Source organism: Sphingobium limneticum, assembly GCF_008710155.1.
GTDB classification, from domain to species: Bacteria; Pseudomonadota; Alphaproteobacteria; order Sphingomonadales; family Sphingomonadaceae; genus Sphingobium; species Sphingobium limneticum.
Map to the genome: position 1 here is coordinate 1 of NZ_VYPZ01000027.1, position 25,382 is coordinate 25,382.

General features: G+C 64.2%; 20 protein-coding genes. 13 read left to right on the forward strand and 7 right to left on the reverse strand.

Going from position 1 to position 25,382, the window contains the following annotated elements; genetic code table 11:
• Positions 1–233: 233 nt before the first annotated feature.
• Genes F4U94_RS19935 through F4U94_RS19945 form a run of 3 tightly spaced genes read right to left on the reverse strand, consistent with a single transcriptional unit; the run spans position 234 to position 4,131 of the window.
• Entirely contained in the window at positions 234–1,835 is a 1,602-nt protein-coding gene (locus F4U94_RS19935; RefSeq protein ID WP_120252679.1) for a sensor histidine kinase, read from the reverse strand.
• Positions 1,808–2,518: a response regulator transcription factor gene (locus tag F4U94_RS19940; RefSeq protein ID WP_120253489.1), complete on the reverse strand. Its 711-nt coding sequence runs from the start codon at positions 2,516–2,518 to the stop codon at positions 1,808–1,810. Before F4U94_RS19940 ends, F4U94_RS19935 begins: the two co-directional genes overlap by 28 nt.
• Positions 2,519–2,529: 11 nt before the next feature.
• Positions 2,530–4,131: a DUF4153 domain-containing protein gene (locus tag F4U94_RS19945; RefSeq protein WP_120252678.1), complete on the reverse strand. Its 1,602-nt coding sequence runs from the start codon at positions 4,129–4,131 to the stop codon at positions 2,530–2,532.
• 253 nt (positions 4,132–4,384) lie between these two features.
• Between F4U94_RS19945 and F4U94_RS19950 the strand changes: the two genes are divergently transcribed.
• Positions 4,385–5,926: a vWA domain-containing protein gene (locus F4U94_RS19950; protein WP_232016526.1), complete on the forward strand. Its 1,542-nt coding sequence runs from the start codon at positions 4,385–4,387 to the stop codon at positions 5,924–5,926.
• A gap of 19 nt (positions 5,927–5,945) precedes the next feature.
• Here the strand turns inward: F4U94_RS19950 and F4U94_RS19955 are convergent, their stop codons facing one another.
• The 3 genes from F4U94_RS19955 to F4U94_RS19965 form a co-directional block, all read right to left on the reverse strand.
• On the reverse strand, positions 5,946–6,842 hold the full coding sequence (locus tag F4U94_RS19955) for a pirin family protein (RefSeq protein ID WP_120252676.1): 897 nt from the start codon (positions 6,840–6,842) through the stop codon (positions 5,946–5,948).
• 28 nt (positions 6,843–6,870) lie between these two features.
• Positions 6,871–7,191, reverse strand: a complete 321-nt coding sequence (locus tag F4U94_RS19960; protein ID WP_120252675.1) for a hypothetical protein — start codon at positions 7,189–7,191, stop codon at positions 6,871–6,873.
• 107 nt (positions 7,192–7,298) lie between these two features.
• Complete coding sequence (locus F4U94_RS19965) at positions 7,299–7,730, reverse strand: MarR family winged helix-turn-helix transcriptional regulator (protein WP_120252674.1); 432 nt, start codon at positions 7,728–7,730, stop codon at positions 7,299–7,301.
• A 129-nt stretch (positions 7,731–7,859) separates the two neighbouring features.
• Here F4U94_RS19965 and F4U94_RS19970 point away from each other — a divergent pair, with 129 nt between their 5' ends.
• The 7 genes from F4U94_RS19970 to F4U94_RS20000 all read left to right on the forward strand — a co-directional run bounded on the left by F4U94_RS19970 (position 7,860) and on the right by F4U94_RS20000 (position 17,946).
• Positions 7,860–8,285 carry an organic hydroperoxide resistance protein gene (locus F4U94_RS19970; RefSeq protein ID WP_120253488.1) on the forward strand — a complete coding sequence of 142 codons (426 nt, stop codon included), beginning with the start codon at positions 7,860–7,862 and terminating at the stop codon, positions 8,283–8,285.
• A 177-nt stretch (positions 8,286–8,462) separates the two neighbouring features.
• The gene (locus F4U94_RS19975) at positions 8,463–11,840 is read left to right on the forward strand and encodes a trifunctional glycoside hydrolase family 18/polysaccharide deacetylase/glycosyltransferase family 2 protein (protein WP_120252673.1); all 3,378 of its coding nucleotides are present in this window, start codon (positions 8,463–8,465) and stop codon (positions 11,838–11,840) included.
• The gene (locus F4U94_RS19980) at positions 11,837–12,568 is read left to right on the forward strand and encodes an AcvB/VirJ family lysyl-phosphatidylglycerol hydrolase (protein WP_120252672.1); all 732 of its coding nucleotides are present in this window, start codon (positions 11,837–11,839) and stop codon (positions 12,566–12,568) included. The genes F4U94_RS19975 and F4U94_RS19980 overlap by 4 nt, the downstream gene beginning before the upstream one ends.
• Positions 12,565–15,156 carry a bifunctional lysylphosphatidylglycerol flippase/synthetase MprF gene (mprF, locus tag F4U94_RS19985; RefSeq protein ID WP_120252671.1) on the forward strand — a complete coding sequence of 864 codons (2,592 nt, stop codon included), beginning with the start codon at positions 12,565–12,567 and terminating at the stop codon, positions 15,154–15,156. The genes F4U94_RS19980 and mprF overlap by 4 nt, the downstream gene beginning before the upstream one ends.
• Positions 15,157–15,164: 8 nt before the next feature.
• A complete protein-coding gene (locus F4U94_RS19990; RefSeq protein WP_120253487.1) occupies positions 15,165–15,848 on the forward strand; it encodes a winged helix-turn-helix domain-containing protein in 684 nt (227 codons plus the stop codon).
• A gap of 2 nt (positions 15,849–15,850) precedes the next feature.
• The gene (locus tag F4U94_RS19995; protein WP_120252670.1) at positions 15,851–17,236 is read left to right on the forward strand and encodes a sensor histidine kinase; all 1,386 of its coding nucleotides are present in this window, start codon (positions 15,851–15,853) and stop codon (positions 17,234–17,236) included.
• 134 nt (positions 17,237–17,370) lie between these two features.
• Positions 17,371–17,946: a hypothetical protein gene (locus F4U94_RS20000; RefSeq protein ID WP_120252669.1), complete on the forward strand. Its 576-nt coding sequence runs from the start codon at positions 17,371–17,373 to the stop codon at positions 17,944–17,946.
• Positions 17,947–17,949: 3 nt separating this feature from the next.
• Here the strand turns inward: F4U94_RS20000 and F4U94_RS20005 are convergent, their stop codons facing one another.
• Positions 17,950–18,852: an SDR family NAD(P)-dependent oxidoreductase gene (locus F4U94_RS20005; RefSeq protein WP_120252668.1), complete on the reverse strand. Its 903-nt coding sequence runs from the start codon at positions 18,850–18,852 to the stop codon at positions 17,950–17,952.
• 148 nt (positions 18,853–19,000) lie between these two features.
• Between F4U94_RS20005 and F4U94_RS20010 the strand changes: the two genes are divergently transcribed.
• From F4U94_RS20010 to F4U94_RS20030, 5 genes are read left to right on the forward strand one after another with little or no spacing between them, the layout of a single operon-like run.
• Complete coding sequence (locus tag F4U94_RS20010) at positions 19,001–20,431, forward strand: MFS transporter (protein ID WP_120252667.1); 1,431 nt, start codon at positions 19,001–19,003, stop codon at positions 20,429–20,431.
• Between the two features lie 30 nt (positions 20,432–20,461).
• Entirely contained in the window at positions 20,462–21,220 is a 759-nt protein-coding gene (locus F4U94_RS20015) for a nuclear transport factor 2 family protein (RefSeq protein WP_120252666.1), read from the forward strand.
• A gap of 5 nt (positions 21,221–21,225) precedes the next feature.
• On the forward strand, positions 21,226–22,653 hold the full coding sequence (locus F4U94_RS20020) for an NAD-dependent succinate-semialdehyde dehydrogenase (protein WP_120252665.1): 1,428 nt from the start codon (positions 21,226–21,228) through the stop codon (positions 22,651–22,653).
• Between the two features lie 3 nt (positions 22,654–22,656).
• Positions 22,657–23,712, forward strand: coding sequence for an amidohydrolase family protein (locus F4U94_RS20025; RefSeq protein ID WP_120252664.1), 1,056 nt, complete (start codon positions 22,657–22,659; stop codon positions 23,710–23,712).
• The gene (locus F4U94_RS20030; protein ID WP_120252663.1) at positions 23,709–25,313 is read left to right on the forward strand and encodes an MFS transporter; all 1,605 of its coding nucleotides are present in this window, start codon (positions 23,709–23,711) and stop codon (positions 25,311–25,313) included. Before F4U94_RS20025 ends, F4U94_RS20030 begins: the two co-directional genes overlap by 4 nt.
• Positions 25,314–25,382: the final 69 nt, after the last annotated feature.

The following is a 25,382-nucleotide window of genomic DNA, read 5'->3' on the forward strand; positions in this document are numbered from 1 at the left end:
GGAGCCGCCGCCCACATGTCCCTTCATCTAACCGACAATGTCAAAGAACCACCGACAAGTTTTGGCGGACAACCATCCAACCCCTTCCTTGCGTCTGGGGGAACAGTGTCCGTCTATGTTGGCGACCGTCCAGTCCAGCGCCGCAGTGGCGTCGTCCCGTCCGGTGAAAAGCCCTCTAGATGGGTCCGATGAGTCGGTCAACGCCTTTTTTCAAAAAAATGTCATGAGAACGATCATTTCGACGCCAGAGGGCATAGGAGACGAAAATGCGCGCCCTGCGACGAAAGGAGAAGAGACAAGTCGGCGCGATAGGCTTCCAGCAAGGAGCGGGCTATCGCCAGACCGAGTCCCGTTCCGCCCTGTTCCCGCTTGCTGGTAAAAAAGGGGTCGAAGATCTTTCCCCTGTCTCCTTCCGGAATACCTGGTCCGTCATCGACGAGATCGAGGCAAGCAAAGCCATCCTGTATCGTCAGGCCGATCCTCATCCGGGTCGCACCAGCCTGCCGTGCGTTATCGGCCAGGGTCATCAGCACGGCCTCCAGCGCGTCTGGATCGATGGCCAATATTGGCGCCTGTTCTGGCAAAGCCAGGGCAATGGTGAATTCACGCCCGCCAAGCGCGTCCGCGACGGCCGCCAGAAGTGGGCCGGCCTCCACGCTTGCATCCTGCTCCCCCATCAAGACATCGGCGCGCGCCAACTCCATGAGGCGTCGCACAAGCCGGGACAGCCGTTCCGCATCCGCCGCCATATTGGCGAGAAAGCGTGTCCGGTCGGCAGAGGTCATGTCCATGCCATGGTCCTGCAGCAACTCGATCGCCCCGGAGATCGCGGCGAGCGGCGTCTTGAACTCGTGGCTGACCGACGAGGCGAAGTCCCGCAAATAGCGCGAGCGCTTTTCGATGCTGTCGGCCATCTGCTCGAAATCCTCGAACAGGGTCCGGATTTCCACCACTTGCAGCGAAGGATGGCGCGGTGCGATCCGGCGCCCGGAGGCAAGGCTGCGCGTGGCGCGACTCAACCCCTCGATCGGCCGCACGATCGCGCGCGACAATATGGCTGAAAGGACCAGCAGCAGCAGGAAGATCGACACCACCCCCAGCATGATCTTACCCCTGTCTTCGTAGAGGCCCAGGAACAAGGCGCGCGGCGAGCGGGACAGCAGCAGCGCCGCCACGACCTTGCCATCGACGCGGATCGGCCGCGCATGATGCAGCCTGATGTTGCCGGCGCGGCTCAGCCATGTCAGCGGATAAGGGGCAATATAGCCTTCATTCCGCCGCAACACCGTCACCGCCTTGCCGGCCAGTGCCGCCTTGATCTCCGGCAGATCCGCCAGGCTTCGTCCCCCTTCCCTGCCGTTCAGCACAAGCCCCTGCCGATCGAGTATCAGGATGGAGGACAGGGTCGTGAGTTTCGTTTCCTGAAATGCGGGCATCATCCGGCGCGCGATTCCGACCGCCAGTCCGTCCGGCCGATCACGCGTCTGCGACGCTGGCGGACGCGCTGGCAGGACCGGCGAAGCCCGCAAGTCCACCTCCGTCATCCGATCATGATAGCGGACGGCCTCGCTCGGTCCGGGTTCCGGCGCGACCGGGTCGCTCGCCACCACGGCCGCACTGGCTGCCAGCGCCGCGCCTTGCGCCACGAGTTCAGCTTCGGTCCGACGGACAAGTGCATTTTCATACACCCGCAAAAAAATCGCCCCAAATCCCGGCAAAGCCGCCACGAACAACAATGTGCCGAGCAGGATCGTACGCAGCCGGAGCACCGGCCAGTAGCGGGCAATCCATGCCTTGATCGCCGATGTCATGCGGGCGACGCCGTCCCGCAGCATCCGCCAAGCCGATAACCGATCCCGGCCCGCGTCTCGATCAGGTCGACGCCGCCCACATCGGCAAATTTGCGCCGCAGGTTGCGAACATGACTGTCGACGGTTCGGTCGGTCAGCGCAAAGCCCGGCCCCCGAAACCGGTCGATGATCTGGTCGCGGGAGAATATGCGCGCGGGCATCGCCAACAGGGTGCGCAATATGGTGAATTCCGTCACCGTCAGGCTGACCTCCACACGCTGCCAATGCGCCGACCAGCTCTCCGTATCGAGGCTGAGCAACCCGTGGCGCATGATGCCGACATTCTCGACCGCCGGAGGCTTGGCAGCGGTGCGGCGCAGGATGGCCATGGATCGGGCCACCACTTCCCGGGGCGAAAAGGGTTTCACCACATAATCGTCGCCGCCAAGTTCTATGCCCAGCACCCGGTCGATTTCATCGTCGCGCGAGGAAAGGAAGAAGATCGGGACATCGTCCTGCGCCCGCAGCCGACGGCAGACCTCAAGCCCGTCCATGCGCGGCATATTGATGTCGAGGATGACGAGATCGGGGCGCTGCCTCTCTACCTGCGTCAGGGCTTCCTCGCCATCGGCGGCTTCGATCGTTTCCAATCCCGCCTTGCCGAAGGCGAAGACGAGCAACTGGCGGATATGGGGATCGTCGTCCACGATCAGGATGGTGCTGGGCATGGGGTACATGATCATTTCACGGTCTCCCCTGTCAACGCACGAACCGTCTTGGGATCGACATGTTCGGATTGAACAGGCGATGCCGCGACGGGCGGAGGCGGGATCAGCGCTCCGTCGCACGCACGCGGCCTCAGCATCAGGCGCAGCGGCCCAGTTTGCGCCGCGATCAGGCGAGCTTGTGTCAGTCGCTTTTGCCCGAGCAGCGACCAGCCCCGCCGCTGATCCGCCGCCAGCTCATAGGCGCGACGTGCCCGAACAGCCTCCACCCGTTCACGAAAAGCCGGGGCGATGGTCGATTGCTGCTCCAGTTGCAACAAAGCAAGGAGCGCCGAATCGCCCAGATGATCGAGATAACAAAGATCGAGCGTGACACCCCGTCCACCGACCTCCCGGGCGTGACGCACATTCCATTGCGCGGCGATCGCACCCAGATCCACGAAGCTAACCACGGTAAGGACCAGCGCCACCGCAGCCAGATTGACATTGACGAGCCAGGACGCGCTGTGATCGCGCAGCAGCCGCCAGCAGATGGTAGCCATGCCGAAGCCGACCAGCGCCATCCAGATCAGCGCCGCGATACGCAACCGGGTCAGCGAATAGGCGTCGATATAGTCGGCCACGCGCAACATGGAGGAAGCGACGAGGATGATATTCTGCCCAATCCACAGCGACACCAGCTTGCGGATTGCAGGGATACGTGCGGTATCCGCACCGGGCCGCAGCGTTACCAGAACGAACAGCGCCGCCAGCATCGCGGTCGCGATCAACGGATAGGCACCGCGATGGGCATAATCGGCCATGGACATGTCGGCAGGCATCGGTGCCCACCCCCAAAGCCAGGCGGCGTCCATCAGATTCTGTGCCGCAAAGATCAGGTTGAAGACGATGAGGGACAGAGTAACCGAGGCGACCGACACGCCGGGCAGGCTCGCATCGGCTCGCCCGCCAAAGATCGGCAAAAGGCGGCGGGCCGCTCTGGGCCGCAGCAGGCTCCAGATGGCGATGAAGATCAAGGTCCAGAAAGCCACCCGCGCGAACAGCGAGATGGACAGATCTAGCAGCAGTAAAGACGACAGGAAACGCTCGATCAGGGGATTGGCCGCTGCGAACAGGCTGAGGATTATGGCACTGCCGATCAGCGGCAGGGCTAATGTGGCCATGGCTGCCTGCATGCTCCAGCGCCCCGATCGTCCCGCCGCGCGAACCTTGAGCAGGCGGCGTACATCGATCAGCGGCACGAACGGCGCGCGCAGCCCGTGCAGCAGCAGGCGTTGGAACCAACGCCAGCCATCGTCGAACCGCGCCGTCGCCGGCAACAATGCGGCCATGGCCGCCGCAATCCAGAACAGCATCCACGCCAGCAAGCTCGCATCGTAAAGCAGCGCGCCGCTGAACAGGCCGGCAGCCGCCAGCGCGACCCAAGCGCGCCGATCGCGGCCGATCATGGGCCGACCGATCAGCAACGCGCCCAACACCGCCAGCGTGAACAGGCCGACATAGCCCCCATAAAATTGACGCTGATAGAAAAGCCAGTCGCCCAGTCCGACGACCAGCAAAGCCGGCAACAATTTCCAGCGAAAGCGCGCGGTGAAGCGCAGGGCTGAAGCAGGCATGATCTTGTCTCCCTGAATGTCGGGGCAAGATGGGCCGCTCTCAAGCAGATCATCGGGGCAGTTGATGAATAGTTGGCGCAGCCGTGATGCAGGCGATGTGCAGGGAGAATCGCAAACCACGCAATTCTGCGAAAAAGCCGATCGGGCGCGGCTGATGGTGAGCAACAGGGGCATTCAGGCACTCTACTCGTCGCTTGCTAGCGCCGCTTTGTCGATCTTATTCTCTCTCTACTGCAATAGTGGAGAAACCAGCATGCACAGACGCTCGGTCATCGCTCTCACCCTTCTTCCCGGCCTGATCCTTGCCGGATGCAGCCAGCCGCCCAGCGGCTACGTCTATGAAGAAGCCAATAATGGTCCTGCCAGCGCCGTCAGCGCAGAACGCTATGACGGCCATTCGGTCAGCCCGGTCCTTCAGGTCGCCAACGCCCCCGTTTCGACTTTCGCGGTGGATGTCGACACCGGCGCCTATGCCAATGTCCGCCGCATGCTGCTGGGCGGCCAGGCCGTCCCGGCCGATGCGGTGCGGACCGAGGAAATGGTCAATTATTTTCGCTACGACTATCCCCTGCCCGCCGATCGCGACGCGCCGTTCAGTGTGACGACCGACATGGCGACCACGCCCTGGAATCCGGGCACGCGGCTGCTGCGCATCGGCCTGCGCGGCTATGATGTCACCCGATCCGAGCGGCCGTCGGCCAATCTGGTCTTCATGGTCGATGTGTCGGGATCGATGCAGGATGCCGACAAGCTGCCGCTGGTGAAGCAGGCGCTCTCCACCCTGGCCGATGGGCTGCGACCCGACGATAGCGTGTCGATCATCACCTATGCCGGGTGGGTCGAGACGTTGGTGGAGGGCAGTCATGATCCGGCCGAGATCAAGGCGGCGCTGGATGGGCTGGATGCGCAGGGGGCAACGGCAGGCGGTCCTGCGCTGGCCATGGCCTATGATCTGGCGCGCGCGCACCGCATAGCGGGCGGCATCAACCGTATCATCATGGCGACGGACGGCGACTTCAATGTCGGCCTGTCCGACCAGCAGGGGCTGGAGGATATGGTGAAGCGGAACCGGGAAGATGGCATTACCCTGACCACGCTGGGCTTTGGCCAGGGCAATTATAATGACGCGATGATGGAGGCTGTGGCGGATCTTGGCAATGGCAACCATGCCTATATCGACAGCGCCATGGAAGCGCGCAAAGTGCTTGGTGAAGAGCTGTCCTCCACGCTCTTCACCATCGCCAGGGATGTAAAGATACAAGTGGAGTTCAATCCGGCAGCGGTCAGCCAGTATCGGCTGATCGGCTATGAAAATCGTGCGCTGGCGGAGGAGGATTTCGCCGACGATCGCGTGGACGCCGGAGAGATCGGCGCCGGCCATCAGGTGACGGCGCTCTATGAGATCGTGCCGGTGGGGGAAGCGGGCTGGAGCGGGCTGCGCAAATATGCGGCCAACCGAGCACCGACCGGAACGGGCGACGCCCGCGAGTTGGCCACGGTCCGCCTGCGCTACAAATTACCCGAAAACGAGACGAGCCGCCTGATCGAACACCCCGTCCCCGCCGCCCTGATCGCCACGGCCAGCCGGCCGCAGGGTGATATGGCCTTTGCCGTCGCGGTCGCCGCCTTCGGTCAGAAACTGCGGGGCGATACGCGGCTAGGCACGTTCGACTATCCCGACATCGCCCGTCTGGCCGGCCCGCAGTCTAACTATTGGCGGCAGGAATTCATGCAACTGGCCAGGCTTGCGGCATCCGGGCGCCGCGCCGAACGGATCGGGGACGAGGGAGACTGAACCCGCGCCCCTGAACAGGTCAGGCCGGGAGCGGGATGAACTCGCTCTCGTCCGGCACCTTGGCGAAGCGTTGGGCCTGCCAGTCTGCCTTGGCTTGCTCGATCCGATCGGCGGAAGAGGAGACGAAATTCCAGTAGATGTTACGCTTTTCCGGCAGCGGCTCACCACCCAGCAACATCAGCCGCGCGCCACCTTTCGCCCGCAGCACAATCTCCGCACCGGGCTTGAACACCACCAGTTCGCCGGTTGCGAAACCGCCGGTCTGGCCGAGCACCTCGACCTCGCCCGCCACGACATAGATGGCACGTTCGACGTGCTCGGCCTTCAACTGATAGCGCGCGCCATCTTGCAGGACGATATCGGCATAGACCATGTCAGAGAAGGTCCTGACCGGCGAAACCAGCCCATCGGAACTGCCCGCGATCAGGGTCAGGCGCGTGCCCGCATCCTCGATCGTCGGAATCGCGTCCGCCTTATGGTGGGAAAAGCCCGGATCGACCTCTTCATATTGGGTCGGCAGCGCCACCCAGGTCTGGAGGCCAAACAGCTGGCCGCCGCTGGCGCGATTCTCCTCGGACGTGCGCTCGCTATGGACGATGCCGCTGCCTGCCGTCATCCAGTTGACTTCGCCCGGCCGGATCGACTGGACCGAACCCACGGAGTCGCGATGCAATATCTCGCCCTCCAGCAAATAGGTGACGGTGGCGAGGCCGATATGCGGGTGCGGACGCACGTCCAGCCCTTCGCCGCTGTTGAACACCGCCTCCCCCATCTGATCGAAGAAGATGAAGGGGCCGACCATGCGACGATGCGCCGAAGGCAGCGCCCGGCGGACGGAAAAGCCGTCTCCCAGGTCGCGCACCGGTGGCAGGATGATCGTGTCGACAGCGTCGATCTCGGAAGAGCGGATGGACATGAAATGGTTCCTTTCGGCGGAATGGAGGTCAGGCGCCGAGCAGCGCCAGCGCTTCGATCTGGGCGCGGGAAAAGCCTTGCGCGGCAAGAGACGGCACATGGCGTTCGGCCAATTGGCGGGTGCGGCCGGTTTCGCAGAGAAAGTCACGCACCGGATGGAGATGCGCGAGGAGCGGCGCGGGCGCTGCCCTCTTCGCGCCGATAAGGGCGTCGACCGCATGGCTGATCCGCGACCGCAGCGATCCGGCGGCTTCAGGTTCGCCACAGCCGCAATCGGCCACGGCGGTCAGCGTCGATCGGACATCCTGCCATTCTGCAGGGCTGAGGCGCGGTGTGGCGATGGTGAGCATGGCAAAAACTCCGTTGCGGCTATGCAGCCTTCATAGCGAGGCGAGGCTTTTGCGATCAGACCGATAAATTCATGCCTTCCATTCAATAAAGTTGAAAAGTGTCACGCTCAGCTAGACTGGAGCGCCGTCCACAACGTCGTCACGTCGCGGTTGAGCGCTGCCAGCTGCTCGATCGACATGCCCGATCGGGTCAGCAGCGCTTCGGCCAGGCAGCCGCATTGCTCGCGCATATCCTGACCTTTGGTCGTCAGCCGCACCTGCACCTGCCGCTCGTCTGCCGGATTGCGTGCGCGCATGACGAAGCCGGCCGCTTCCAGCCGCTTCACCAATGGCGTGACCGTGCTCGATTCGAGCGCCAGCCGTTCCGCGATGATGCCGACGGGCCGACCGTCCTCTTCCCACAGGGCATGTAGAACCAGATATTGGGGATAGGTGATCCCCAGTTGGTCCAGCATGGGTTTGTAGGCACGATTGATCGCCATGCTGGTCGCATAGAGCGAAAAGCAGAGCTGATGATCGAGCGGGGCGGCGGCAGGCATGTCTTCACTCCATCCGGGGCGTTCTACAGAATCCATATCGCGATAAACAATTCGCTGGACAAGCCCTCCTTCGACTCCTATTTAATATATATCGCGATATATATTATCGTCATATTAAAGGAGAATACTATGTCCGTTGATGTCAAATATCGCACCCGCGCCACTTCGACCGGCGGTCGCGACGGCGAAGCACGATCGGAAGATGGCCGCTTCGTCGCCGCGCTGTCGACGCCCAAGGAGTTGGGCGGTGTCGGCGGGGACGGCACCAACCCCGAACAATTGTTCGCAGCCGGCTATTCGGCTTGCTTCATCGGTGCGTTGAAGGTTGCGGGCCAACAGCTGAAGCTCAAGGTGCCTTCCGACACCAGCGTGACGGCGACCGTGGGTATCGGACCGCGCGCAGCGGGCGGTTTCGGCATCACCGCTGATCTGGAAATCAATCTGCCGGGTCTGGACCGGGCCGATGCGGAACGGCTGGTCGAGGCGGCCCATCAGATTTGCCCCTATTCCAACGCCACCCGCAACAATATCGAGGTCGGATTGACCATCGCCTGATCGAGAATGGACCGGCCCAGGATCGACACAGGGCACCTCATGACCAAACTGTAATGATGCGCTCATCCTGCCGACGCGTGGACTATCCTATCCAAGGTCGCGGTCATTTTCCTCGACCGTGAAGTGAGAGGCGGCGTTCCCCCTGTTACGCCGCCTCTCCAACCGCACGGATGGACGATGCACAGGCCGATCTTCTACGATGCCAGCGGGCGTCGCCGCCGCTTTACCTTGCCCGCTTTGTTCGTGACCTTGCTCGCGATCATGGTCGCTGCGGTCGCCTTTGCCGTGACCATCGTGGATGTCCCGACCCCTCCGGCTGTGCCGTTGCGCATGGAGCGTCCGCGCGCCGAAGGCATCGGCCAGAAGCTCGGCCATATCGGCGCCAAACTGCGCGCCGACTTTGCGCAATGGCTCCCTCATGGCGGCTCCGCCATTTCCGCACATCCGGTAACGGCCGCCTTCTATGTCCCGTGGGATGACGCCAGCCGCGCGGCCCTGCGCGAACATGTCGATCATATCGACTGGGTTGCCCCGGCCCTCCTGTCCGTCACGGGGTCCGCTCACCGGTTGCAGTTGACGAACGACAGCAATTTCACAGCGATCATCCACGCGGCCCACCGCCGCCCCAAGATATTGCCGGTCGTGCAGAATGTCGGCGATGGGGCATGGGATGGGAAAGGCACCGCCGCCTTGCTGCATGATCGCCACGCGCGCACCACCTTCCTGAACCAGCTCATCCCTACCCTGAAAACACTGCACGCCACCGGCGTCGTCTTCGATTTCGAAGCACTGCCGCCCGGATCGCAGCGCGACTATCTTGCCTTCCTGCATCAGGCTGCGCCGACGCTGCGCGATCGGCATCTGCTGCTGACGCTGACCGTGCCGGTGGATGACGCCAGCTGGGATCTCGCACGGTACGGTCAACTGGCCGACCGCCTGTTCCTGATGGACTATGACCAGCATTATATCGGCGACAAGGCCGGCCCTATCGCCGCCCAGCCCTGGTTCGTGCAGCGGCTGCGCGCCGCGCTCAAGGTCGTGCCGGCCGCCAAGACGATCGTCGCCATCGGCAATTATGCCTATGACTGGACCGATGGCGCGGCCAGCGCCGAAACGCTGTCGATCGAGGATGCATGGCTGTCCGCGCACGACAGCGGCGCCCCGATCCGCTTCGATCCGGCATCGGGCAATGCCAGCTTCGACTATCAACAGGACGGGCGGGTCCATCATGTCTGGATGCTGGACGCGGCCAGCGCCTGGAACCAGATTCGCGCCGCGCGACTGGCCGGCACCGGTGGCGTCGCGCTGTGGCGGTTGGGGTCGGAAGATCCCGGCTTCTGGTCCGCGCTCAAGCAGCGCGACACCGCACCGTCCGCAGCCATGGAGCGGCTGACCAGTTTCAACTCGGTCGATGTGGAGGGCAACGGCGAAATATTGCGGATCGACGACGTGCCCACGATCGGCCACCGCACGATCGCCATGGGTTCGGGCCGCACCGCCGGCCTCATCACCGACGAGCATTTCGCCAGCTTGCCGACCCCTTATGTCATCCGCCGCACCGGCTATCGCCCGCATGAGGTGGCGCTGACATTCGACGATGGTCCCGATCCGGTCTGGACCCCGCCGGTTCTGAACATCCTTCGCAAGGCGCATGTCCCGGCGACCTTCTTCGTCATCGGCGAAAATGCGATGATGCACCCTGGCCTGTTGCGGCAAATCATCGCGCAGGGCAGCGAGATCGGCAATCACAGCTATACCCACCCCAATCTGGCGCAGGTCTGGGACCGGGGCGTGTCGCTGGAGCTCAACAGCACGCAGCGACTGGTGGAGGCCTATACCGGCCACGCCATGCGCCTGTTCCGCGCGCCCTATTTTGGCGATGCGGAACCGACCACGGCAGACGAGATCGGGCCAGCGCTGCAAGCGCAACGGGCGGGCTATCTCAACGTCGGCCTGCATGTCGATCCGGGCGACTGGACCCGGCCGGGCGCCGACGCCATCGTCGCGCGGACCATCGCGCAGGTAGAGGCGGGCAGCGCGGATCGTTCGGCGCAGATCATCCTGCTGCATGACAGCGGCGGCGACCGGGCTCAGACCGTGGCGGCATTGCCCCGCATCATTCAGGCACTCAAGGCGCGCGGCTATCGTTTCGTGCCGGTATCGACGCTGGCCGGCCTGACGCCGGCGCAGGTGATGCCGCAGGTGCGCGGCGCGGACCTCGTCGCCGTGCGGGTCGACGTCGCCATCTTCCTGGTTCTCGCTGGTATCGCCATGACGCTCAAATGGCTTTTCTTCGCCGTCATCCTGTTCGGCATCGGCCGCGCGGTGATGCTGGCCGGGCTGGCGCTCGGCAGCCGCCTGCCGCGCAACCGCATCGCCCCACCCACGACTCAGCCCGACCTGTTCGTGTCCGTCATCATCCCTGCCTTCAACGAAGCCAAGGTCATCGAAACATCCGTGCGCCGCGTCCTGTCCAGCCAGCAAGTCGGGCTGGAGGTCATCGTGGTGGATGACGGATCGACTGACGGCACCAGCCGGATCGTCACCGACGCCTTCGCCGGCGACAGCCGCGTACAATTGTTGACCTTGGCCAATGGCGGCAAGGCGGTGGCGCTCAATCGCGCGCTGGAACTGGCGCGGGCACCGATCATCGTCGCTCTCGATGCCGATACCCAGTTCGAGCCGCTGACGATCGCTCGCCTGGCCCGCTGGTTTACCGATCAGCAGGTCGGGGCGGTCGCCGGCAATGCGATGGTCGGCAACCGCATCAATCTCGTCACCCGCTGGCAGGCGGTGGAATATGTGACGGCGCAAAATCTGGAACGGCGCGCCTTGGCCCGTTTCGGTGCGATCACCGTGGTGCCGGGCGCGGTCGGTGCGTGGCGGCGATCGGCGCTGGATGCTGTGGGCGGCTATCCGGTCGATACGCTGGCCGAGGATCAGGATCTGACCATCGCCGTGCAGCGCGCCGGCTGGCGCATCGCCTATGATACCGACGCAGTCGCCTGGACCGAAGCACCCGAAAGCTTCCGTGCCTTGTCCAAACAGCGTTTCCGCTGGGCCTATGGCACGCTGCAATGTCTGTGGAAGCATCGCGGCATCTGGCGGGAAGGCAAGCCGGCGGGCCTCGCCTGGGTCGGGCTGCCTCAGGCCTGGCTGTTCCAGATCGGCTTTGCGATGGTGTCGCCGATCATCGACCTGGCGCTGGTTGTCAGCGCGCTCGACACCGCCCTGCGCGTTCATCAGCATGGTTGGGCGCAGACGGAAAGCGACGTGCTGCGCATGGCACTTTACTGGATCGCCTTTACCGCCATAGACATCGCCTGCGGCGCGGTCGCCTATCGTCTGGAACCGCGCGAGAAACGCTATCCTGCCCTCCTGCTGGTGGCGCAGCGCTTCATCTACCGGCAGATCATGTACAGCGTCGTCATCCGCGCCGTGGGAACCGCCATCCTTGGCCCCTGGGTCGGCTGGGGCAAGCTGGAGCGCAGCGGTCGGGTACAATCGACAGACGCGCTGCGGGGTACAGGCCCGGCTTGGAGCAACCCGTCATGAGCCGGACGACGATCGGCCTGGCGGGCTTCACCGGCGCACTGCTCCTGGCGCTTTGCTATATCGGCTATATCGGCAATGGCGCGCTGTTCGACACGCTCCCCGCACAGGCGCCCCTACGCCAGCATCAACCGCGCGCGGTCGCGCTCTATTTGTCCGGCGATATGGGCTTCCATGCCGGACTGGGGCCGGACGTCGCCGAACGGCTGACCCGGCAGGGCATCCCGGTCGTGGCCGAAAACAGCCTGCACTTCTTCCGCACCCGTCGCACGCCCGAAGAAGCCGGCGCGATGATCGCCGATGGCCTGCGCCGCGCCATCGCGCTCGATCCAGATGCCCGGCTGCTGCTGCTCGGCCAGTCCTTCGGGGCGGACGTGATCGCACCCTCGCTGCCTTATGTACCGACGGAATTACGCCGCCGGATCGCCTTTATCGGCTTGATCGTGCCCGGCGCGACGCGCCAGTGGCGCGCGTCTCCGTCCGAAATCTTCTCCTTCAACGAACCCGAAGAGGATGCCGTCATCGCCGCCCAGAAGCTCAGCTGGACGCCCCTGCTCTGCATCCATGGCGCGGACGAGGACAGCAGCCTGTGCCCGGCGCTGCGTCAGTCCAACGTCACCCGGCTGGAACTGCCCGGCGGCCATCCACTGCACCATGACGCAGACGCCGTGAGCGCCGCCCTGTTGCAGGGGATCGGGCGCGCGGTCGGCGCGCGCGACGCTGCCCGATGACCAGCCTCACGCTTCCCCGCTCCATCGGCCCGCGTCGGCAACTGCTGGGCGTCGGCCTGCTCCTGCTGGTGGCTACTCTCGCCTTCGCCGCGCTCGACCATCTCTTCACCGAAATAGAATGGCATGATGTCCGGGCGGCCTTCCACGCCATCCCACCGCTCGCGATCGCCGCCTGCGTGCTGCTGACCGTCCTCAGCTATCTTGCCCTTACCCTTTACGATCATCTGGCGCTCCGCATCATCGGCAGCGGGATCGGCTGGCGCACGGCGGCGCTGGCGTCATTCTGCAGCTATACGCTCAGCCATAATCTGGGCCTGGCGATCGTTACCGGCGGGTCGGCACGGCTGCGCATCTATGGCGCGGCGGGTCTGGGGCCGGGGGATGTCGCACGCATCATCGCGTCGGCCAGCTTCGCATTTTGGGGCGGCGTCTTCACCCTTGCCGCACTGGCGATGACCCTGCATCCCGCCGCCATCGCGCTGGGTGGGTTCGCGCTCGATCCGGTCGTGCAGCGCGCCATCGGCATTGCCCTGCTAATCGGTGCGATGCTGCTCCTCGCCGCGCTCGGCCCAGCCGCCCGTTCGATCAACCTCTTCGGCTGGACCCTGACGCTGCCCAGCAGAACACAGGGACTGGCGCAGATCGGCATCGCCTGCATCGACCTGGCCTTTGCCAGCGCCGCGCTGTTCGTCCTCGTCCCCCATCTCTCCCCTGCCCTCTATCCCACTTTCTTCCTGGGTTATGCGCTCGCCATCATCGTAGCGCTGATCAGCCATGTGCCGGGCGGCATCGGCATATTCGAAGGCGTGATCGTCGCCACCCTGCCCAATGTCGACCAGCCGGTGTTGATCGCGGCGCTGATCGCCTATCGCATCCTCTATTATCTGGTCCCCCTGTTCGTGGCCGTCATCCTCATCACCGCGCATGAAAGCCATGCATGGCGACGGCCAGTACGCCAGGTGATGGGTGGCGCGCAGACGCTGGCCCGCGCGATCGCCCCCACCATGTTCGCCGCGCTGGTGGCGGTGGGCGGCACCATCCTGCTTATTTCCGGATCGCTCCCTGCCGTTCCGGGGCGGTTCCGCATCGTGGCGGGCATCATACCCATGCCCTTTGTCGAGGCGTCCCATCTGGCCGCCAGCATGACCGGCGCGATGCTGATCCTGCTGGCATCGGGACTCTATCGACGGCTTGATGGCGCCTTCTTGTTGACGCGGTTGCTGCTGGTCGCCGGCGCGCTCTTCTCGCTCAGCAAGGGCCTGGATTATGAGGAGGCGATCATCCTCCTGTCCATCGCCGCATTGCTGCAATGGAGCCATGCGGCCTTCTATCGCCGCACCAGCCTGACATCGGCCATATTGACGCCAGGATGGATCGCTACGCTGGGCGTCGCGGTCGGCCTGTCCATCTGGATCGGTTTCATCGCCTATCGCCATGTCGATTATCAAAGCGATCTGTGGTGGCAGTTCGGGCGGCATCAGGACGCCTCGCGCTTCCTGCGCGCTGCGCTGGCCACCGGCGTGGTGATGGTCGGCGCCGCAATGATGGGACTGCTGCGCCCGGCTACCGACCGTGGCGACGATGAGCCATGCGGCCCGCCCAGCGAAACCGCACTCGCCCTCGCCCGTCGGACGGACGCCTGCCTCGCGCTTACGGGCGACAAGCGTTTCCTGACATCCCCGTCCGGTCGCGCCTTTCTCATGTATCAGGTACAAGGGCATAGCTGGATCGTCATGGGCGATCCGGTCGGCGATCCGGCTGAATGGGGCGACCTGCTATGGCGCATGCGTGAGCGGGCCGACGCCGCGCAGGGGCGACTATTGCTCTATCAACTAAGCCTGGAATCCCTGCCGCTGGCCATCGACCTTGGCCTGTCCATCGTCAAATATGGGGAGGAGGCACGGATCGACCTGAGCACCTTCACGCTGGAAGGATCGCAGGCCCGCCCCCTGCGCCACGCCGTCCGCCGCACCGCCCGCGATGGCGCCGGCTTCGAAATCGTGGCGGCGGTCGACCTGCCGGCCCTGCTGCCCGAATTACGCGCCGTGTCCGACGACTGGCTGGCCGCCAAGGGCGCCACCGAGAAAAGCTTCAGCGTCGGTCGTTTTGGAGATATCTATATGGCAAGGTTCGACTGCGCGGTCGTGCGCTGCCACGGGCGGATCGTGGCCTTCGCCAATATCTGGTCGACGGCGGACGGTCAGGAATTGTCCGTCGATCTGATGCGTCACAGCGGCGATGCGCCACCCGGTGTCATGGACTTCATCTTCACTAGCCTGCTGCTTTGGGGCCAATCCCATGGCTATCGCTGGTTCACGCTCGGCATTGCGCCCTTGTCGGGGCTGGAGGCGCGGCGCCTGTCCCCGCTTTGGGTCAAGGCGGCGGCCTTCCTCTACCGCCATGGCGATGCCTTCTATGGCTTTGGCGGATTGCGTGCCTATAAGGCGAAGTTCGTGCCGATCTGGGAACCGCGTTTCATCGCGGGGCCGCAGGGGCTTTCGCTGGCACGGGCGATGGTGGACCTCCAGCGGCTGATCGGCGGCGGGAAAGGCAGCATGGCCGCCCGGATGCGGGAGGCCGGGAAATGAGGACGGTCATGAGCTACAAGGTGCTGTTGGTCGAGGATGATGCCACCACCGCAGACTATATCACCAAGGGGCTAGTGGAAGAAGGCTTCACCGTCGACCGGGCCGATAACGGCCGCGACGGGCTGTTCCTGGCGACCGAGGCCGCGCATGACGCAATCATTCTCGACCGAATGCTGCCGGGAATGGACGGCATGGCCGTGCTCGCCGCGCTGCGCGCCGCCGGTATTGAAACCCCGGTCATCATCCTATCCGCGCTGGCCACCGCCGACGAACGGGTCAAGGGCCTGACCGGCGGATCGGACGACTATCTGGCCAAGCCCTTCGCCTTTGCCGAATTGCTCGCCAGACTGCGCATCATCCTGCGGCGTGGCGGCGGACAAGCGGCCGAGACGCGTTTGTCCTGCGGCGGTCTGGAGGTCGACCTTCTCTCGCGCAAGGTCAAGCGCGGTAGCCGCACCATCGACCTGCAACCACGCGAGTTTCGCTTGCTCGATTATCTGCTGCGCCATCAGGGCGAGGTCGTCACCCGCACCATGTTGCTGGAGGGCGTATGGGATTATCATTTCGATCCCGGCACGAATGTCATCGACGTGCATATCAGCCGCCTGCGCCGCAAGGTAGATGAAGAGGGCGAAAGCCCGCTGATCCACACGATTCGCGGCGCCGGCTATCGGCTGAGCGAACAGGGTTGACGATGCGTTGGCGCCAAAGCGTCATCTGGCGGTTCGCTGCGCTCGTCTTCCTGATGCAGATCGCCTGCGTACTGCTTGCCTTATGGGCTGTGCATCAATTCACCAACAATTCGGTGGATGAAGCGAGCCGCGCCGTCGCGGTCAATCTGCGCGACGACATAGCCGCCACTTATGCGGCGGCCGGATTGCAGGCGGCCGGCGCCACGGTCCGCAGCCGCATGACCGCCGATCCGGACGGCAGTTCGGTCATGCTGCTGATCGCACCCAATGGTCAGCGGGTAGCGGGCAATATTCCCAATTGGCCATCAGCGATCGGCCCGGCGGAAAGCTGGCGGCAACTCGACCTGCTGCGCATCGGCCAGAAGGAGCGCGAGCCCCAGAGCATCGGGATCGTCAGCACGCAGTTTCCGGATGGCACGCGACTGCTGACCGGCCATGTCGTGGAAAATGACTTGCGTTTCGGCGGCTATCTGGAGGCCGCGCTGCTGGGCGCGGTAATACTTGCGATCCCGCTGGCGGCAGGCGCGGCCTTCTTTTCCGCTGCGATCATCCGGGGGCGGTTGCGGTCGGTCATCGACACGGCGGCGGCGGTCGGCACCGGCGACATGAAGCGTCGCATCATCCTGTCCGGCAGCGGCGACATGTTCGACGCGCTGGGTGAGGAAATCAACGCCATGCTGGAGCGGATCACCGGCCTGGTGGACGAGATGCGTTTGGTGACGGACGGATTGGCGCATGACCTGCGCTCCCCGCTGACAAGAATGCGCGCCGTACTGGACAATGCGCTGCGCCAGAGCCGGGACGAGGAATCTATTGCGGCGCTGGAAAAGGCGCTGGAGGAAGGCGACACGCTGCTGCGCATGCTGGACGCTGCGCTGCTGATCAGCCGGGCAGAGGCAGGCATCGGCCGCGACAGTTTTGTGGCGGTCGACGTCGCCGCGCTGCTGCTGGATTTTCAGGACATGTATGATGCCTTGGCCGAGGATAAGGGCGTGACGATCAGCGTCGATACGCCGCCGGACCTGCATATCCGATCGCACCGGGAGATATTCGGCCAAGTATTGTCCAACCTGATCGACAATGCGCTGAAATATGGAGGCGACCAAATCCTGCTGTCGGCACGGCGATCGGGCGACAGGATCGAGATTGCCGTGGCCGACAATGGCCCCGGCATTGCCGAAGAGCGGCGGATCGAAGCGCTACGCAGGTTCGCCCGGCTGGATGCCTCCCGCCATATCAGCGGCGCCGGGCTGGGCCTATCGCTGGCATCGGCCGTGGCCCATATGCATAGCGGTACGCTGACGCTGGGTGACGCGGAACCGGGCTTGCGGGTCATGCTGACCCTGCCGGCCATTGATACGGCGCAAGCGGACTCTTCCTTGGCCTGACAAGGCATGTGCCGCCCATCGGTAAAGTGCCGACCGTGACACTTTACCGATGGGCAAAGTGTCACGAGCGACAAAATGCGACTCGGCAGAAAAACGGGATTCACAAGCGGGTCAGACTATGCTTGATTCACGATATGTTTCATGCGCCCGTCTCGTCCCGCATACCCGGTGGCAGCGATTTGTCGCTGCTGCTGGATCAGCTGTCGCATTGCTGCTCGCGGCCGCGTTACGCCTTCATGCTGCTGACGCTGATCGCCGATGTAACCAAGGCGGATGGCAGCGCCGGGCCGGAGGTCCGCGTGGGCAAAGGCCTTATCCCCCTGCGTGACTGGCTTTGCGATGCGTTGACGCCGATGGGGCATCGCGATCCGCGCCGCATGGCACTGGTCGAGCGGGTGCGCGAGGAATTGCGCAAGGAGGAGCGGCTGTCCGGCGAAAGCGCTGCGGACGAAGCGCTGGTGCAGGAGGAAGTCCGGGGCCGCGTCCGCGCGTCGGGCAAGACCAATCTGAGCCGCGCCGTCACCGAATTGGTGAAGGCAGGGCTGCTTAAGCGCCATTATCAGGGCTATCGCGTCGATCATCTCAATCGCGGTGCCCAACGTCAGGCGGTCTATACGCTGATCGGCCGCGCGCGGGTGCTGATCGGTGCGCCAGCGACGCCACGCCGCACGGTCGCCCCGCCACGGCAGGGCGACCTGTTCGCGCATTAAGGGTCAGGCGCGTTCGCGCGCCGATCGCCGGGCCTTGGCATAATTGTCCCGGCGCATGGCCTCAAACCCTACACGCTGGTCGAACCCGGCATCCTGCGGATAATCGCGGAAGTCCGCCAATATCTCACCAAACACCGTCGCCAGCTCGTCACGAAATTCGGGATGGGGGAATATGTGGAAACGGTTCTCCTGAACCGCCTCCAATGTGCGGGCGGCAATGACGTCCGGCTCCATGCCGAACTGGTGCAATTGCTCCAGCCGGTCGACTGCCGCACTGTCCACCGGCTTCGCCCCACCGCTGAGCGCCGCCGGGCGGACCTCATCGCTGGCATAGATATGGCTCTTCACCAGACCGGGGCAAAGAACCGACACGCCGATACCGTGCGGCGCCAGGCTGTAGCGCAGGGATTCACTCATGCCACGCACCGCAAATTTGGTGGTGTTGTAGATGCCGGGCGCGCCGCCGCACAGGAAGCTCGCCATGGATGCTGTGTTGACGATATGCCCGCCCTGCCCCAGCGCCTTCATGCGCGGAGCGAAGGTCATCACACCATTGATGACGCCGTTCAGATTGACCCCCATCACCCAGTCCCAATCATCATAGCTGGACTCGTCGATGGTCTGGAACAGGTTGATGCCCGCATTGTTGAAAAGCAGGCTGACTGGCCCCAACGCCGCCTCCGCTCGGTCGGCCGCATCGGCAAAGCCGGCGCGCGATGCGACATCGAGTTGGACAGGTAAAACGCTCTGATTATCGAGCGTCTTGAGCGCGGCGGCCAGCGCATCCTCGCGAATGTCGGCGATCGCCACCTTGCACCCCTGCGCCAGAAGCGCGCGTACCAGCCCCAAGCCGATCCCGTTAGCGCCGCCGGTCACAAAGGCGGTGCGTCCCGCAAAGTCGAGCATCCCATTCTCCTACGATTATCTTTGCAACGCCAATCTTTATAACAGGCGTGCATTTTTCGCTCGCCATAATCGTATAGTTCACTTACAAATTCGCCAAGCCGAAATTTCATCCCTGTGAACAAAGGGAGAGATGGAGAGGAGAAGGTCAATGGCTTTAGCGCCCGCGCCGATTGCGACCGACACGATATGGGATGGAGATGACGCAGCGTCACCCGATGCTGCCGCGTCCGCCCGCCCGCCTTATTCCACCATGGCGGCCTATTGGGCGCTGTTCGTCATCATCCTGGCGACCTTCGTCACCTTTTTCGAACAGGTGGTGTTCGCGATGCTGGCAGAGCGGATCAAGGCCGATTTCGGTCTGTCCGATTCGCAGCTCGGTTTCCTGGCCGGGCCGGCGAGCATCATATGCTATCTGTTCGTCGGCATCCCGCTGGCGCGATTGGCCGACATATTTCCCCGCAAATATGTGCTGGCGGGCGGCTCCGCAGCGCTGGGTATCATCACGTCGATGGGCGGCCTCGCCCAGAATTTCGGCCAGTTCGTCGGCACCCGCGTTTTCCTCGCGGCAGGTGGATCGGCCCATGCGCCATCCTCCTATTCGCTGCTGGCCGACGCCTTTCCGCCGCGCATCCTGACCCGTGCCTTCGCGCTGCTGCAATTCGGCTTCATCGGCGGCACGACGCTCGGCCCGGCCGTCGGCGGGATGCTGATCGCCATGGCGGCCGGATGGGCGCCGACGCAGCATGGGGGCCTGACCATATTGGGCTGGCAATGGTTGATGATCTGGCTGGGCCTGCCCGCCTTATTCGTGGCCCTGCTGTTCCTGACCGTCAAGGAACCGCCGCGACAGGCTCCTCCGGCCGGCACCATCATGCCCCCCACCAACGCATCGCTGGGCCGCCGCATCCTCACCTTCACGGGCCTCGACGCAGCCAAGGCGATTCATGCCAAGCGCCGCGTCTATTATCCGCTCTTCGCGGGACTGGCATTGAGCGCGATCGAGGTGTTCGGCCTGCAATTTTGGCGCGTGCCTTTCATGATCCGCACCTATGGCTGGAACGAAGCGCAGATCGGCGCGGTGATGGGCACGATGACGTTAGCGGCGTCGCTGACCGGGCTGCTGCTGGGCGGCATCTTCGTCGAATGGCTGGCCAAGCGCCATGCCGACGCCAATGTCCGCGCCGCCGCCATCTTCTTCGGCTGTGTCACCATCTGTGCCATCCTCGCCCCGCTGATGCCCAATGGCTATGCGTCGCTGGGCGTCGCCAGCATCGGCGCGATGTTCGGCATCGCCGGCGCCGTGCCGCAAAATGCAGCGATCCAGCGCGTCGCGCCCAATGCCATGCGGGGGCAGGTGACGGCCATCTATCTGTTCATGTTCACCTTCTTCGGGGCGATGGGCAGTTTCCTGGTCGGGCTGGTGCAGGACTATATCGTCGGCGACCCCAGCCAATTGTGGAAGTCGCTGGTGATGACCGCCGGCGTGCTGTTGCCGATAGCGACGCTCTGCATGATCCGCGCAATCCGTCCCTATCGGGAGGAAGTGGAACGACTGGCTGCCGAAGCGGCAAATTCGTAAGTATTACATACAATGATAGGAGAGAGATTCATGTCCGACACCGATCGCATCGCGCATCTGGAAAAGACCGTCACCGACCTTTCGACCCGGTTGCAACGGCGGGAGGATGAACTGGACGTCCGCAAGCTCCAGCATCTTTACGGCTATCTGATCGACAAATGTCTCTATAACGAAACGGCGGACCTGTTCACCGACGATGGCGAAGTGCGTTTCTTCGGCGGCGTGTGGCGCGGTCAGGCGGGCGTCCGCCGCCTCTATGTCGAGCGGTTCCAGGCGCGCTTCACCCATGGCACCAACGGACCGATCGACGGCTTCCTGCTGGATCATCCGCAATTGCAGGATATCGTCGACGTCGCCCCCGACGGCGTCACCGCCCATGCCCGCGCCCGATCCATGATGCAGGCCGGCCGGCACAAGGATTATACCGACCCGTCCAACCCCATGCTGGGGGCGCGCCAATGGTGGGAAGGCGGCATCTACGAAAATACCTATAAGAAGGTCGACGGCATCTGGCGCATCCAGATCCTGAACTACATGCCGCAATGGCATGCCGATTTCGACAAGGGCTGGGCCAACACGCCGGCCGAATATGTGCCCTTCCCCAAGATCACCTATCCCGAAGACCCGACCGGCCCCGACGCGCTGATCGAGGATCACTGGCTGTGGCCGACCCATAAGCTCGTGCCGTTCCACATGCCACATCCGGTGACGGGCAGGGAAATCGTCGCCGAACGCTGGCAGGGCGATATCGACCGCGAGACGGCGGCGCGCGAAGCGGTGAGCGCCTGAGCGCCATGGCCTATCCCGATCTCTATCTGATGATCGACGGCCAGCGGCTGTCGGGCGGCGGGCGGCGGACTCATGTGGTCGTCAATCCCGCTACCGGCGCAGCGCTGGCCGATTTGCCGCTGGCCGATGCGACAGACCTGGACGCCGCGCTTGCGGCAGCGCAGCGGGGCTTCCACCGCTGGCGCGATAGCACCCCGCAGGAGCGGGCCGCCGTGCTGCAAGGCGCGGCGCGGCTGATGGTCGAACGGCAGGAGGAACTGGCCCGGATCGCCACGCTGGAGCAGGGCAAGACGCTGGCTGAGGCGCGCATCGAAGTAATGATGAACGTCAGCCTGTTCAACTTCTACGCCGGCGAAGTCTTCCGCCTCTATGGCCGGGCACTGGTGCGCCCGGTCGGCCAGCGATCGACGGTGACGAAGGAGCCGGTCGGCCCGGTCGCGGCCTTTGCGCCGTGGAACTTCCCACTCGGCAATCCCGGTCGCAAGCTGGGCGCGCCGATCGCGGCGGGATGTTCGGTCATATTGAAGGCGGCGGAGGAAACGCCGGCGTCCGCGCTCGCCATATTGCAATGCCTGCTCGACGCCGGCCTGCCAGGCGATGTCGCGCAGGCGGTGTTCGGCGTGCCCGATGAGGTGTCGCGTCATCTGCTCGGTTCCCCCATCATCCGCAAGATGAGCTTCACCGGCTCCACGCTCGTCGGCAAGCATCTGGCCAAACTCGCGGCGGAGGATTGCAAGCGCACCACGATGGAACTGGGCGGCCATGGCCCGGTGCTGATCTTTGCCGACGCCGATATCGACAAGGCGCTCGATACCGTGGTGGCCGGCAAATATCGCAATGCAGGACAGGTCTGCGTGTCGCCGACCCGCTTCATCGTCGAAGCCAGCGTACATGACCGCTTCCTTACCGGCTTCGTCGATCGCGCGAAGAAGGTCGTGGTCGGCGATGGCTCCTCCCCCGGTAGCATCATGGGGCCGATGGCCAATGCCCGGCGACTGGACGCGATGGGCCGGTTGATCGGTGATGCGGTGGCGAAAGGTGCCCGTCTGGAAACTGGTGGCGAACGGATCGGTAACGAGGGCTATTTCTACGCGCCCACGGTGCTGTCGGGCACGTCGATCGACGCCACGATCATGAACGAGGAGCCCTTCGGCCCCGTAGCCCTCATCAACGCCTATGCCGATGAATCCGCCATGATCGCGGAGGCCAATCGTCTGCCCTATGGGCTGGCCGCCTATGCCTGGACCAGCGACGCCGCGCGACAGCGCCGGGTCGCGCGAGCGGTGGAGGCTGGGATGGTCGGCATCAACACGGCGATGATCGGCGGATCGGACTCCCCCTTTGGCGGGGTTAAATGGTCGGGCCATGGCGCGGAGGACGGACCGGAAGGGATAGACGCCTGCCTCGTCACCAAAGCCGTGCATGAAGGATAAGCGATGACGCATGAACTCAAAACCGGCGGCGATCGCGGCTATTTGCGCATCGCCACCGAAGAGGCGTTCGCTACGCGCGAGCAGATCGACGCCTATCTGCGCATGGTGCGTGACGGAACGGCGGACCGGGGCATGGCGTCACTCTGGGGCTTTTACGCCCAGTCACCGTCGGAGCGCGCAACCCAGATCATCGACCGATTGCTGGACCTGGGCGACCAGCGGCTGGCGGATATGGATGCGACCGGTATAGACGTGGCGATCCTCTCGCTGACATCGCCAGGGGTGCAGCCCCTGCTGGATATCGCCGAAGCCAAGGCGATGGTGCGCCGCGCCAACGATCATCTGGCCGGTCGTTGCGCCGCCCATCCCAACCGCTTCGTCGGCATGACCTCCATCGCGCCGCTGGACCCGGACTGGTCCGCTGCCGAAATCCGGCGCGGCGCGCACGATCTGGGATTCAAAGGCGTGATGGTGAACAGCCATAGCCAGGGCGAGTATCTGGACGATCCCAAATTCGACCCGATCTTTCGCGCGCTCGCCGATACCGGCCAGCCGCTCTACATCCACCCCTCGACCCCGCCCGACGCGATGATCGGGCCTATGCTGGACGCGGGGCTGGACGGAGCGATCTTCGGCTTTGGCGTAGAGACGGGGATGCACCTGTTGCGGCTCATCACCATCGGCATTTTCGACCGTTATCCCGACTTGCAGATCGTCGTCGGCCATATGGGGGAAGCTTTACCTTACTGGCTCTATCGCTTGGACTATATGCACCAGGCCGGCGTGCGCTCGCAGCGCTATGAGCGGATGAAGCCACTCAATAAATCGATCCATGACTATATGCGATCCAACGTCTGCGTTACCACCAGCGGCATGGCATGGGCGCCCGCGATCACATTCGCGCAATCCGTACTGGGGGAGGATCGGGTCATGTATGCGATGGACTATCCCTATCAATATGTGGCGGACGAGGTCCGGACGCATGACCTGCTGGCCATGTCCGACGCCGCGAAGCGCAAGCTGATGCAAAGCAATGCCGAGCGTGTGTTCCGCCTGTGAACCAGACGATCCCACCCCGCAGCACTGCTTATTATGCGCTGGCTCTGGTCGCCGGCACCAATCTGGTCAGCCTGCTCGACCGCAACATCCTCGCCATATTGGCCCCGGCGATCAAGGCGGACCTGAAGATCGGCGACGCCGAGATGGGGCTGCTCTACGGCACCGTCTTCGCGCTCTTCTACGCGCTTTTTTCCCTGCCATTAGGACGGCTGGCGGACGGGTGGATACGCACGAAGCTGCTCGCCATCACCATCAGCTTCTGGTCGCTGGCGACCGGCGGCGCGGCCTTTGCCACCGGCTTCTTCACGCTGATGCTCTCTCGCCTGTGCGTAGGCATTGGCGAGGCCGCATCCCAGCCGGCCGGGACCAGCCTGACCTATGATTATTTCCCGCGTGAAAAGCGCGGCATGGTGATGGCGGTGATGGCCGCCGCGATCGCCATCGGCCTTGGCGGATCGCTGATCATCGGCGGCGTCGCGGCCCAATGGTGGGATGCGCGCTATGCAGCGGGCACGGCGCCTCTGGGCCTCAAAGGCTGGCAGTTCGCCTTTGCCGTGGCCGCAACACCCGGCTTCCTCATCGCCTTCCTGATGAGCCGCCTTGCCGAGCCGCCGCGCGGCGCGATGGATGGCATCCCGACGCCGCCCGATCCCCATCCCTTCCGCGCCAGCCTGTCCGTCTTGTGCGCGGTGACGCCGGGCTTTCATTGGCTCAGCCTTGCGCATGCCCGCGCCAGCGGGCGCGACTGGCTGCGCAACATCGCGTCGCTGGCGCTGATCGTCATCGTCATGCTTCTGGCGATCCGCTGGGCCGAGGCCTTCTCGCCGCGCCCGCCGCTGATGCTGGGCGGCGTCGCGATCAGCCCGCATGTCGTGCAATGGAGCGTCATCGGTTTCGGCGCCTTCGTCATCATCAACCTGATGCAGAATCTCAAAGGGCGCGATCCGGTCGCCTTCGCGCTCATCACCCGCAACCCCTCACTGCTGCTGTGCATCGCGGCGGGATCGTTGCAGGGCGTCATCAACTATGGCGTGATGGGTTTCACGCCATCCTTCCTCATGAAAAGCTACGGCCTCTCGCCCGCCGACACGGGCATGCAATTCGGCTTGTTGTCCGCCGCTTTGGGCGTGGCCGGGCCACTGCTGGCCGGGCCGCTGTCCGACCGGATCGGCGCGCATCGCCTGTCGCGCCGTGTCTGGGTGGCGCTGTTCGCCATGAGCCTGTCGCCGCTGATCGCGCTGTGGGTCTATCGCGCGGGGGATGCGAGCAGCTTCTACCTGCGCTTCACCCTCTACAGCCTTGTCCTTACCATGTGGATGCCGCCGCTTTACGCCGTGCTGTTCGAACAGGTGCTGCCGCGCATGCGAGGCCTGACAGTCAGCCTCTATATCGTCGTGTCGACCATCTTCGGTCTTGGTATCGGCCCCTATGCGGTGGGGATGATCAGCGATGCGCGCGGCGGCGATCTGGGCGGCGCGATCCTGTCGATCAACTGGGTGGCGCCGCCGCTGGTGCTGCTGTTGCTGATCCTGCTGTGGCGGGTGGAGCGCGACCATGCCGGCCTGATCCCGCGCGCGCGGGCGGCGGGGGAGAGGCTATGATCCGGCGCCGATCCCGGTCAGGCGGCACGGGCAAGATGTGGCGCCTTGTCTTAACCGGCGGGCGGTCCG